The sequence below is a fragment of the Mucilaginibacter sp. OK268 genome, from assembly GCF_900103125.1.
GTDB lineage: Bacteria > Bacteroidota > Bacteroidia > Sphingobacteriales > Sphingobacteriaceae > Mucilaginibacter.
This window is the reverse complement of record NZ_FNJV01000001.1, coordinates 164,477-177,321: the sequence shown is the minus strand read 5'-3', so window position 1 is coordinate 177,321 and position 12,845 is coordinate 164,477. Positions and strand designations below refer to the sequence as shown.

General features: G+C 42.8%; 10 protein-coding genes. 5 read left to right on the top strand and 5 right to left on the bottom strand.

The window, feature by feature from the left end; genetic code table 11:
- Window positions 1–114: 114 nt before the first annotated feature.
- Complete coding sequence (gene purH / locus BLR84_RS00815) at window positions 115–1,641, bottom strand: bifunctional phosphoribosylaminoimidazolecarboxamide formyltransferase/IMP cyclohydrolase (protein WP_090462980.1); 1,527 nt, start codon at window positions 1,639–1,641, stop codon at window positions 115–117.
- Between the two features lie 230 nt (window positions 1,642–1,871).
- Here purH and fabG point away from each other — a divergent pair, with 230 nt between their 5' ends.
- From fabG to BLR84_RS00800, 3 genes are all read left to right on the top strand, one after another.
- Window positions 1,872–2,615: a 3-oxoacyl-[acyl-carrier-protein] reductase gene (fabG, locus tag BLR84_RS00810; RefSeq protein WP_090462977.1), complete on the top strand. Its 744-nt coding sequence runs from the start codon at window positions 1,872–1,874 to the stop codon at window positions 2,613–2,615.
- 223 nt (window positions 2,616–2,838) lie between these two features.
- On the top strand, window positions 2,839–4,920 hold the full coding sequence (locus BLR84_RS00805; RefSeq protein WP_090462973.1) for a vWA domain-containing protein: 2,082 nt from the start codon (window positions 2,839–2,841) through the stop codon (window positions 4,918–4,920).
- A 298-nt stretch (window positions 4,921–5,218) separates the two neighbouring features.
- Window positions 5,219–6,385, top strand: coding sequence for an acyltransferase family protein (locus tag BLR84_RS00800; protein ID WP_176851900.1), 1,167 nt, complete (start codon window positions 5,219–5,221; stop codon window positions 6,383–6,385).
- 277 nt (window positions 6,386–6,662) lie between these two features.
- Here BLR84_RS00800 and BLR84_RS00795 read toward each other — a convergent pair whose 3' ends face one another.
- Complete coding sequence (locus BLR84_RS00795; protein WP_369829165.1) at window positions 6,663–6,986, bottom strand: FtsB family cell division protein; 324 nt, start codon at window positions 6,984–6,986, stop codon at window positions 6,663–6,665.
- Between the two features lie 154 nt (window positions 6,987–7,140).
- Window positions 7,141–8,505 (bottom strand): DEAD/DEAH box helicase, encoded by a 1,365-nt coding sequence (locus BLR84_RS00790; RefSeq protein WP_090462966.1) that lies wholly within the window; start codon window positions 8,503–8,505, stop codon window positions 7,141–7,143.
- A gap of 567 nt (window positions 8,506–9,072) precedes the next feature.
- Here BLR84_RS00790 and BLR84_RS00780 point away from each other — a divergent pair.
- Window positions 9,073–10,404, top strand: coding sequence for a YncE family protein (locus BLR84_RS00780; protein WP_090462961.1), 1,332 nt, complete (start codon window positions 9,073–9,075; stop codon window positions 10,402–10,404).
- A gap of 4 nt (window positions 10,405–10,408) precedes the next feature.
- A complete protein-coding gene (locus BLR84_RS00775) occupies window positions 10,409–11,893 on the top strand; it encodes a PKD domain-containing protein (protein ID WP_090462958.1) in 1,485 nt (494 codons plus the stop codon).
- Window positions 11,894–11,896: 3 nt separating this feature from the next.
- On the opposite strand, the gene lspA is transcribed toward BLR84_RS00775, so the two are convergent.
- A complete protein-coding gene (lspA, locus tag BLR84_RS00770; protein WP_090462955.1) occupies window positions 11,897–12,433 on the bottom strand; it encodes a signal peptidase II in 537 nt (178 codons plus the stop codon).
- A gap of 62 nt (window positions 12,434–12,495) precedes the next feature.
- Window positions 12,496–12,816, bottom strand: coding sequence for a DUF7683 domain-containing protein (locus BLR84_RS00765; protein WP_090462952.1), 321 nt, complete (start codon window positions 12,814–12,816; stop codon window positions 12,496–12,498).
- Window positions 12,817–12,845: the final 29 nt, after the last annotated feature.

The following is a 12,845-nucleotide window of genomic DNA, read 5'->3' as shown; positions in this document are numbered from 1 at the left end:
GGACAGGTCGGTTATGTTAAATTATGTTAATCGGGCTTTCGGGGTTATAAAATCGCTCCTTATTTCCAATCCTCCACACTTCATCAAACCCAGTAAACCCGGTCAAATAAAATTTTAATGTTTAAAATGACGAACACCTGTAGTCACCATCGAAATGTTTTTTTCATTACACATTTCAACAGAAAGCTTGTCATTTATTGATCCGCCTGGTTGCAATATAGCTGTTATACCTGCTTCGGCAGCCAGTTCGGCACAATCCGGGAACGGGAAAAAAGCATCAGATGCCATTACCGCGCCATGCAGATCAAATCCAAAGCTATGCGCTTTAATAACTGCCTGCCTTAAAGAATCAACCCTTGATGTTTGCCCCACACCACTGGCCATTAACTGACCATTTTTAGCAAATACAATGGTATTTGATTTGGTGTGCTTTACCACCTTGTTGGCGAAGAACAGATCATGCAGTTCGTGCTCGGTCGGTTTTCTGTTGGTAACCGGAGTCATTTGGGTTGGGCCCTCAATAACCGCGTCCTTATCCTGCTCAATAACGCCGTTCAATAAAGTTTTGAACTGTTTGGTTGGCAGGGCAACTGGTTGGCGAACCAAAATAATGCGGTTCTTTTTGCTCTGTAATATCTGTACAGCCTCATCGGTATAAGCCGGGGCTATCAGTACTTCGTAAAATATCTTGCTGATCTCAGTAGCGGTATCTGCGTCGATCTCGTCATTAGCGATGATGACACCACCAAAAGCCGAAACCGGGTCGCAAGCCAGCGCATCGATCCAGGCTTCTTTAATAAAAGAACGTGAGGCGATACCGCAAGCATTAGTATGTTTCAATATAGCTACGGTTGGCTCGGTAAACTCGTCGATAAGGGCAACAGCGGCATCTACGTCAACCAGGTTGTTGTAGGATAGCTCCTTACCGTGCAGTTTGGTGAACATAGCGTCCAGGTTGCCGTAAAATACGCCGCCCTGATGAGGGTTTTCGCCGTAACGTAAAACCTGGCTGTTTTGTATGCTTTGTTTAAATACCGGCAGCGGCTCTTCCTGGTTAAAATATTGAAAAATAGCGGTATCGTAATGTGATGATATATTGAATGCTTTTTGCGCGAATGAACGGCGTTGATCAAGTGTGGTTGCGCCGCCCTGTGTTTTCAGGATATTCTCCAGCGTACCGTAATCATTTTTGGAAGCTACGATCACTACATCTTTAAAGTTTTTAGCTGCCGCGCGGATCAGTGAAATACCACCAATATCGATTTTCTCGATCACATCTTCTTCGGCTGCACCTGATCTTACGGTTTCTTCAAAAGGGTAAAGATCAACAATTACCAGGTCAATCTCCGGTATCTCGTACTGGGCCAGTTGCTGTCCGTCGCCATCAAAGCTCCTGCGGGCAAGAATACCACCAAACACTTTGGGATGCAGGGTTTTAACACGTCCGCCTAAAATAGATGGGTATGATGTAAGGTCCTCCACAGGCACCACATTAACACCCAGATTACGGATAAAAGTTTCGGTACCACCGGTGGAATAAATCTCGACACCAAGGCGGTTTAACTCCAGGATAATGGGCTCTAAATTATCTTTGTAGTAAACAGAAATTAAAGCGTTTTTTATTTGAACAGACTGGCTCATGCACACGTAATTTTTTGAGCCGCAAAGGTAGTGATATTTAGTTAATTGATTAATTTTTTCTGAAGGAAAAACAGTTCATAGTTAATGGTTCATAGATCATAGCTAAGGACATTATCATTCAATTGGTTCAAATTCCCTCTGTGAACTATCCTCTATGATCTATGAACCATTAACTATGAACCAAAATAAAAAACCACTAACTTCACCGCCCGAAATCATATATTCAATTTATGAAATTATTAGAAGGAAAAACAGCGCTTATTACCGGCGCGTCAAAAGGTATAGGGCGTAAAATAGCCGAGAAATTTGCCGAGCACGGTGCCAACGTGGCATTCACCTATTTATCATCGGTTGAAAAAGGCCAGGCGCTGGAGCAGGAGCTGCAAAGTTTTGGTATCCAGGTAAAAGGTTACCGCTCCGATGCTTCCAAATTTGAAGAAGCCGAAAAACTCATCAATGATATTGTAGCCGATTTTGGCACCCTGCATATAGTGGTTAACAACGCCGGTATCACCAAAGATGGCCTGCTGATGCGCATGACCGAAGAGAATTGGGACGAGGTGCTGAACGTAAACCTGAAATCGATATTTAACGTGACCAAAGCCGCCTCCAAGATCATGATGAAAAACCGTAATGGTGTGTTCATCAATATGAGCTCGGTTGTAGGTGTACAGGGTAATGCCGGTCAGGCCAATTACGCGGCTTCCAAAGCGGGCATCATTGGGTTCTCCAAATCGGTAGCTAAGGAGTTAGGTTCACGTAACATCCGGACCAATGTTGTGGCGCCAGGCTTTATCAAAACCGAAATGACCGACGTGCTTGATCCTAAAGTGGTTGAAGGCTGGGAAGCTGATATCCCGCTGAAACGTGCCGGCCAGCCCGAAGATGTGGCCAATGCCTGTGTTTTCCTGGCATCAGATATGGCTACCTACATTACCGGCCAGGTGATCCCGGTTGACGGCGGAATGTTGTAGTTGAAAGTTCTGAATTTTAGAAAGCTCAAATCATAATGCGTCATTGCGAGTTACGAAGCAATCTCTACATAAGCAGGTCAACTATTCAAGTTTGCGCTGTATAGCCTAGAGATTGCTTCGTAACTCGCAATGACGCTTTTTTTATTCCCCGCATTTCACAATAATTTCGCATTTTGCAGCTGAGCGTAAAACGTATTGCGTTATACATTACAACCTATAAAAAATGTTTTCAATAACCTGGGGGTCAGTTTCCGGATGGTGGGTGCCGGTTTGTTTAATACTGGGTATACTATATGCCTGGCTATTATACCGGCAACCCGTTAATCTGGGCAAAAATTTCAGGTTGTGGTTATCCGTTCTCCGTGCGCTGGTAGTGTTTGTTATCGCCATGCTGCTGGTTTCGCCACTGGTGAAAACTATTAAATACGATCCGCAGAAACCTCTGGTACTCATCGCGCAGGACAATTCATCCTCCATCAATACGTTTAAACCCGCCGGTTTTAATTCCGCTCAATTTGTAAACGACCTGTCCAAACTCAAACAGCAGCTGGGCGATAAATATGATGTGCAGGAGTTTAATTTTAGTAAAGACCTGGCTAATGGCCTGTCTGATAAATTCAGCGGTAAGCAAACCGATATCGCAGGGGCCTTGCAGCAACTCAATAACCGCTTTGTAAACCAAAACATTGGCGCGTTGGTTTTAGCCACCGACGGTTTGTACAACCAGGGTAACGATCCGCAATATGAAGCCAAAAACATCAAAACCAGCATTTATACCATTGCCCTGGGCGATACCATTGCTAAACGCGACCTGCTCATAGGCAACGTTAATTACAACAAGACTGCCTTTTTGGGTAACGATTTTGAAATAGAGGTTTTGGGTGTTGCCTACCAAAGCAAAGGCGAAAACATGCACCTAACTGTTACCGAAGACGGCAGGCAGGTATTCACCCAAACTATTCCCGTTACTTCGGCCGATTTTAAAAAGACAGTCCCCATCAAGTTAACTGCCGATAAAAAAGGCTTGCGTAAATACAACATCAGCATTGCCCCAATAAAAAACGAACTCTCCACACAAAACAATACCGAAACCATTTATGTAGATATGCTGGATGCCCGGCAAAAGGTATTGGTGGTATACCGCAGTCCGCACCCGGATATTACGGTTATTAAACAAGCCATCGAAACCAATAAAAACTTCGAGGTAAAAACCGCGCTGCTCGCGGATATTGCCGGTATTAAACTGGCCGATTACAGCTTGGTGATCCTTTACCAAATCCCGGCGGGAGAATACGCGCCGCTAAAAAACTTTATAGCCAAAAGCAAGATCCCGGTTTGGTATATGCTGGGTTCACAGACCGATCTGCAGGCCTTTAATGCCGAGCAAAACAGTGTCAAGATCAGCGCGGGTCGCTCCGAATCACAAGAAGTACTTGCCCTGCCCGAAACCGGCTTTTCAGCCTTTACCCTGTCCGATTCATCCCGCAAAAAAATAGCGATAATGCCTCCGCTCTTGGCGCCTTTTGGCAGTTATGGCACAGCTGCCAATACCGCCGTGCTGTTAAAACAAAAAATTGGCGCGGTAGCTACCACCTATCCACTACTGGCTTTTGCCGATGATGCCGGGCACCGTACCGCCATACTCACCGGCGAGGGCCTGTGGCGCTGGCAACTGGCCGAATATCAGAATTATGGTAACCGTAATGCTACCGATGAACTGTTGAGCCAAACCGTACAATATTTAACCGCCAACGCCAACCGTCAGCGATTCAGGGTATACCCCGCCCGTAATGTTTTCGATGAAGGTGAAAATGTGATCCTGAATGCCGAACTATATAACGACGCCCTGGAACTGATCAACACACCCGATGTGAGGATCGAACTGAAGAACCAGGCGGGTAAAAATTACAGTTTCTTATTCAGCCGCAGCGGGCAAAGTTACCAGCTGGATGCAGGCACATTACCTATAGGCGAATACAGCTACAGTGCCACTACTCAGAACGGCACCCAACGCTTTAGCGCCAACGGACAGTTGACCGTAAAGCCGCTTAACCTGGAAACCCGTCAAAGCGCCTCCAACCATCAACTGCTAAACACCATAGCCAAACAAAGCGGCGGCCAAATGCTATATCCCAATCAGCTCAACCAGCTTGCCGACCTCATCCGCAAAAATGACAACATCAAAACCGTTGTTTACGAAGACAAACACTACAGCGATGTCATCGATGTAAAATGGATATTCATACTGATACTCCTGTTACTATCCGGTGAATGGTTTTTACGGAAACGTGAGGGTGAAGTTTAAAGGAGAGGCAAGAGATTAGAATCAAGAAATAAGATTGTTTATGATGTTTGTGATCGATGTTTGGAAGAATGACTTTTACAAAAACGATGTCATTTCGATAGAGCATGGGCGGGTATGAGCGTGGTGCGAAAGAGAAATCTTCTGCTATGTACAAAGTCCCAATTGCATGTCGAAGAAGATTTCTCCTCGTACCTCGTTCGAAATGACAAACTTTTTTATTAGAAATAAGATAATATCCCCTATTAGTTATCTTATTTATTTCGATAAATTACGGCATAAATTCCCCCGATCAAATTTCATGTCAGACACAACCACAGCCAACATATCCGATAAGCATAAATTATTGGGCTTAGATCATTTACGGGCATTAGCCATTACCTATGTTTTGCTGTTTCATTACCAGCTTTTTGAGCACCCGGAATGGGTAAATAAGGTAGGTGGCTTTGGCTGGACTGGCGTCGACCTATTTTTTGTTCTTAGCGGATTTTTGATAGCCGGGCAGCTTTTTAATACCATCAAAAAAGGTAAGGCAATTGATATGCGCGAGTTTTTCGCCAAACGTTTCTTCCGGATAATTCCGCCTTACCTGATGGTGTTGCTATTATATACCGCTATTCCTTTGCTGCGCGAGCGGGAGCACATGGCCCCGCTCTGGAAATACCTCAGCTTTACCCTCAATTTTGGTTTGGATCTGAAAACCACCGGTACCTTTACCCATGCCTGGTCGTTATGTGTGGAGGAACAGTTTTATTTAATACTGCCTTTAACCTTTTGGCTGCTCAATCATTTTAAGGCAGGTAAAACAGCTATCTACATCCTCGCGGGATTGTTTGTCGCCGGTTTTATGATCAGATATGCCGGCTGGCACTATTTTTTAGCGCCCCATATCGCCGAAGATGATTTTGGGGCGACATGGCACCGGATCATTTACTACCCTACTTACAACCGCTTAGACGGGTTACTTATTGGCGTGAGCATTGCAGGTGCCTATACCTTTTATCCGCGCGTAAAAGAAATAGTGAACAGGTATAATCATCTCCTGATGTTGCTGGGCCTGGTAATTTTAGTAGCTGCTTACTTTGTTTGCACGCCCGAAGATAGTTTAGCAGCCACCATCTGGGGGTTCCCCTTGGTTTCGTTAGGATACGGATTGATTTTAGCGGCAATCGTTTGTCCTTCCAATTTCCTGTATCGTCGCCAGTCGGCCATTACCACGCAATTGGCTACTTTATCCTACAGCATCTATCTTTCGCACAAACTGGTGATCCACCTTACCCAAAACCTGCTCCAAAAAACCGGCATCGACAAAAACAGCAACCTCATGATGCTTTGCTGCCTGCTCAGCACCATTGCTTGCGCGCTGATATTAAGATATGCCATCGAAATACCATCCCTGAGAGTTAGGGATAAACTATTGAACCGCTGGAGATATAGTAAAAAACATGTGGCTGTGGAGATTGCATAATTAGAAAGAAAAAGCAGAGCCCCTCCGCCATTTCCTCCAACGAAGAAACAAAAACGCGTCATTGCGAGGCACGAAGCAATCTCTACATAAGCAGGTCGGTTATGAATCCCCTTTGCTCTGTATAGCATAGAGATTGCTTCGTGCCTCGCAATGACGCGGTTCAAAACCTCATTCTTCCAAGAAGAATACAGGTATATCTTTTCTTAACCACAAAAAAAGCGATAAGTAAACCCATCGCTTTTTATATCCTGATTCTTATCTCTTGGTTCTAAGAATCTTACTTTTCCTTTTTCTCGTGCACGATCACATAAACATCCTCATTGTCTTTTTTCATGAGATATTTTTCGCGCGCAAATTTTTCGAGTTTCTGAGGGTTCGAGGTTAGCTCGTCCAGCTCTTTGTTTACCTGGTCGGTCTCTTTTTTATAAAAGTCGCGTTCTTCCTTTAGCTTATTTACCTGGCGGCGATATTCGTACTGTGAAAACAGATCGTTTTTGTCGAAGAATATCATCCACACTAAAAAAGCCATGGTAACCAGAAAAAACTTATTCTTTACCAGGTTAATGAGGCGTTTCATGGATATGGGCTCTATAAATTTCATTTAAAGCTATTTAAAAAAATGTAGAGGTACAAATATGCTTATTAACTTATCAACAACCTCACCCCGACCCTCTCCAAAGGAGAGGGAGGCAGGTTTTGTTTTATTTTTGTATATTTCTTTAAAGCCCTCTCCTTTGGAGAGGGTTGGGAGAGGTTTAATGCCTGTTTCCGCCTGATGAGCGACTGGCCCCACTCATGCCGCTTCCGCCGCCTGGTTTACTACCACCGCGGCTGTTACCACCACCAGAACGATTGCCACCGCCGCCATTGCCACCACGACGTTTATTGTTACCACCACCGCTACGACCACCTGATGAGCCGTTACGTAAATTGGCGTTAGCCGTTCCTTTTTTGGCGCCCATACCAGCAGCAATAGCTACCGGACTAAGCGGATAAGGATGCGCTTCTTCCACAGGTATCTCTTTAGCTATCAGCTTATGGATATCCTTTAAAAATTCTATTTCATCCTCATCGCAAAAAGAAAGCGCAATACCACTTGCTCCCGCGCGACCGGTACGGCCAATACGGTGTACATAGGTTTCGGGGATGTTAGGGATCTCGTAATTAATCACGTGGGTCAACTCGTCAATATCAATACCACGGGCAGCAATGTCAGTAGCTATCAGTACACGTGTTGTGCGATTTTTGAAATTGCTAAGGGCCCGTTGACGCGCGTTTTGTGATTTATTACCGTGAATAGCCTCGGCGGTAATACCGGCACGTACCAGGTCTTTCACCACCTTATCGGCACCATGCTTGGTACGGGTAAATACCAGGGCCGTTTTTATATTTTTATCCTTCAGGATGTGGATCAGCAATGATTTTTTATCGTTTTTATCTACATAAAAAAGCGACTGCTGTATAGTATCGGCAGTTGACGATACCGGGGTAACTTCTATTCTTTCAGGATCAGACAGGATGCTGTCGGCCAATTGCTGAATCTCTTTAGGCATGGTAGCCGAAAAGAACAGGGTTTGTCTTTTAGCAGGTATTTTGGTGATGATCTTTTTAACATCATGTACAAAGCCCATGTCCAGCATACGGTCGGCCTCATCCAGGATCAGCATTTTCACATGCTCCAGGTGTACATAACGCTGATTAACTAGGTCGAGCAAACGACCAGGAGTGGCTATCAGGATATCCACACCGCGCCTTAAAGCGTCAACCTGTGGGTTTTGTGATACGCCGCCAAAAATAACCAGGTTTTTTAAGCCGGTATGTTTACCATAAGCGGTAAAGCTTTCGGCAATTTGGATGGCCAGCTCACGGGTTGGTGTAAGAATAAGCGCCTTAATGGTCTTTTGTTCCTTATGCTGTATTCTGTCTTCATGCAACAATTGCAAAATTGGCAGCGCGAAGGCAGCGGTTTTACCGGTACCGGTTTGGGCGCAACCTAAAAGGTCGCGTCGTTGTAATACAATAGGTATGGCTTGCGCCTGTATAGGGGTTGGTGAGGTATATCCCTCTGTTTTTAAAGCCTTTAATAAGGGCTCAATTAAATTTAAATTTTCGAATGACATGTAATGATTGTAATGTGTATGTGCTATCGCCAAAGCATAAGCGGGTCTGAAGAGTTTCGGTGATCAAAACCGTAAGCGATTATGTAATCTTTTTTGCAAAGATACGCTTTTTATTGCAGATGTGCAGCTATGCCAATTTCAACCCTATTTGTAGTCGTTGATTTTAATGCTACCTGTTATTTTCGTATATTTGTATACATATCAGCCCGGGTTTCTGAAAAAAGGAAATTCGGGCTGTTTGGTTAAGGTACAAAAGGGCTCAAAAATCGACTATTTTGTACTTAGTTATTTGAATATCAGCTATTTAATACTTTTTAAACCTTTCAAAACACATCAAAAATTTGTTAAAAAGTGTTAAAATGGCGTTAAAATTTAGTTAAAATGGGCAATAACGAGGCCTTTTTATGCTGTTTTCGACTAAAAAAGTGTTAAAATTTAAGGTTTAAAAAGTTTTTAGGTAGCCTGCGGGTTACAACATTCACAAAATGCTACCAGAGGATGATTTTTTTAAGATATTTTCCCCAGCATTCCGATTCCTGATTATCTTTATCGAAACTATTCCTTATCATGAAATATGCCCTCTACACGATCGCAATAAGTTCGTTGCTCATGTTCTCTTGTAAAAAGGAGCAACAAACAGTTTATAATATCATTCCGGTAAGCCATACGTCAGGCACATTTACTTTGCAGATTGATAAAACCATCAATGATTCAACATTAGTCTTAAAATGGAGCCGGTTCCCGGGTAAGGGTTTTAAGCAGTATACCTTAAACCGTGCAGCCGAGGTCTTCAAAAACGGGGAATTTACCTCCATTGGCGAACAGCTTAAAACTTTTACCAATCCCGACTCGCTTACTTACCTGGATAAAAGTATGCCGTTTGCAAGCGACATCCAATATACAATCACAGCTGTTGCCGATTCGATAAAAGACTATACTGTAGCTTATTATACATACAGAAGACCCAATACTTACCCAAGATTAAGGGTGTCCGATGCTTTGATCGATAGACAGCAAAAGGTAACCTATTTAATTAACAGGGACAGCGGACTGGTGGTATCCTACAACTACGCCACTGCCAAAGTATTAAAAACCACAAACCTGAAAAGACAAGTAGGTTATAGCGCTTTGGGAAGCTTTGCCGGGGGAGTAAATAACGAGCTGTATATGCCAACTACGGATGGATGGCTTTATATTTTGGATGCAACAACATTAACTGTAAAGGATAAAATTTATGTCGAGGGTGATGCAGTGGGTTCGGTAGTGGCGTCGAACGAAAAACTGTTTGTTTCCTCATCAGATCAGTCATTTGGTTCATTTTATAATAACTCGCTTAAAATTTACGACAGAAAAACAAAAATGGTTACCGGGCGCACAGGTGAATGGAATAATACCCGCCTTGTTTTGCTCCCCGGAAACAACGTAAACTTTGAACTGGTAGATATACCATTTAATCTTACTCCTTATGATTTAAATTACTACACGATATCCCCTTTGGGCGTACCACTTAGCATGGTGGATGATCCTTATCATGGCGACTATCCACTTGACCCCAATATTATACAAGCTTTTCCGGATGGAAGCAGAATTATTTCATCATCATCAGGATCCGTATATACAACAAAGGGGTTATTATTTGAAAAAAGCCTGTCGCCCTATGGCAACTTCCGCGATTTTGCCTTTAACAGTTCCAGCTCGGTCATTTATTGTATAACAGCAAATGAAAAAAAGATTACAGCAATAAGTTATCCTTCGGCTACTGTGCAACGAACATTTACAACACAACTGCTCCCGGTTAAAATTTTCACCGATGGTAATCAATTGATCTGCATTACAATGAGCAATAATTCCTATTATAATAACAACCCTGTATTCTTTGTCGAAAAATTTAATTTATAGTACTATGCCTGCTAATTTCAAAATAAAAACAATATCTCTATTGTTAATAACAACAGCAGCATATATAGGCTGTAAAAAAGTTGAACAAGTAACCGTTGATATTAAAAGCCCTAAAAGCTCATTTAAGGTAACTGTCACAAGCGGCTATCCGAGGTTTCAATTACCATCAAATACTAATTATTTAGATTCTGTCTTCTACTTTCAGAATTCATCCGAAACAGGTGCAGACATCACTTATAAATGGGACTTTGGTGATGGCAGCAGCTCCGATCAAAAAAATCCGCCCCATGCTTATACTGCATGCGGAAAGTATAAAGTAATACTCACAACCAGTCGTAGTAATAAAGCCAATGATACAAGCAGTGTTATTCTTTCGGTTATTTTAGGGCAACGGGAATTGGTATTGGCACAAAACATAAACACCTCGGCCATAAATATTGTGGAAAACAGCGATAACAGTTACCTGTTACTCGGAACAAGTTACGATGCTAAAGTATACCCATATATTTACACCACGTTTTTAATGAAGCTTGATGATAATTTAAAACAAAAATCATTAAAAGCGCTAACCAGTAACATTCAATTGAATTCCATCATCGGCAGTAACGATGGTAATTATATTTTTACCGGCACAACTTCGGGCAAAAGCACATCCAATGAGCTCATTAAAATGACCGGTGACGGCAACTTATTGTGGTCAAAAACAATAGGCACCGATAACTTCACCAGCGCGCAGCAAACACCCGATAATGGCTTTATACTGACAGGTACCCGTATCATAAAAGATCAATACAATAATGAATATCCCAAATCACTTATTGTTAAAACAGACGAGAACGGTAGTACGCAATGGGAAAGGTTTTTTGGACAAGATCTTGTTTTGGAGTCGGTTTCCAATATAATTATACAAAACGATGGCTACTTTATGGCCGGTGTTAAACGGAAAGACCAGGGACAGTCGCCAGGGTGTTCTTATTGCGATTCGGTTTGCCTGGTTAAATTAAATACCCAGGGCAATATTCAACAAAAAAGCACAACCGACTGGGGACTGAACACTTCTGGTTTTGGCCAGGTGCGGGTTTCTAAAATGGTTAATGGTAATTATAGTGTTATTGCCGGTAATACAAGGGGGCTGTATATTTTTTCGCCGGCGGGTATTCTTATTGACAGAAAGTTACTAAACTACACCGCCGCATATAGTACCTCAACAAGTGATGGGGATATTGTGCTTTTAGGAACCGAATACGGAAACGGATTTAGATCGATACTAACAAGCTATACACAAAACGGAGACTATAAATGGAAGGTTGGTATTGATGGCAGTACGCCCGTATCAGGTGGTACCGCGTGCTGTGCCGATAGCTGGCCGGTAACTGTTAACCCACTCAGAAACGGGGGAGCTATATTTTTATCAAACAAGGTGGCTTTGGTAGATTACCATTACATTACCACCATTATTAAAGTGGATAAAAACGGGCAGCTTCTATAGTTCTTATTTTGATATAACTTGTTGATTGTCGACAATTTTCTTTGTTTTCCTATCGCTAATGAACGACTGGACCAGCAATAGGCCCACCCCTATCATGATGGATACATCGGCCACATTGAAAACTCCGGTTTTAAACCAGGGGTATTTAATGAGCATAAAATCGGTCACACTGCCATAAACCCAACGGTCATAAAGGTTACCCATACCACCTGCCAGTACCAGGATAATACCCAGCACGGTTAGTTTATGCAGGTTGGTTTTTATAATGATATAAGCGAGGCCAAATAACAGCACAGCCGCAGGCATCAGCGTAAGCAACATAAACCGCCAGGGGTTACCCAGCGAATCGCCCAGGCTTAAAAAGGCTCCGCTATTTTCAACCCGGGTAATAAGGTAATGAAGATTATTCTTGAAGGGTAATATCTCTTCGTAATAACGAAAATTATGGCGTATATAATTTTTGGAAATCCTGTCTAAACCGATATCAGCAATCAGGATCAATAGTATTACCAGGCCCCTCAAAACCCATTTCTTCTTCATTAATATAATTTATATGTGTGTATGGTAATTAACGTGGCTGGTATGGTTAAATTATTCGGGGCTTATTGCTTCGGCAGCGGGTACTGGCCCATAAAACCTTTGTCGCGTTTGGTTTGCTCCCAGTTATTAGTGTAGGCTGCCAGCCAGTAATCATACTTTTCAAAATCAAATTCCAGGGTGATGTATGGTTTCAAAAAAGTAGCGTCGACAGGCTCTAATTGATAGGTGTCAAATATGGGATCGTCGGCATCAGCCTCAAAATAGTTTTGCAGGATAGACAGTTCGATAGGTGCAAGCTCAGCTTCGCCGGCTAAGGATTCGTCGGCCTTATTAAAGTACTGTATTTCCCGTTTTAACCATTCCGGCTGTTTGTTCTTTCCCATCTATACCAATTAAAAAGAGCCACCTGTTT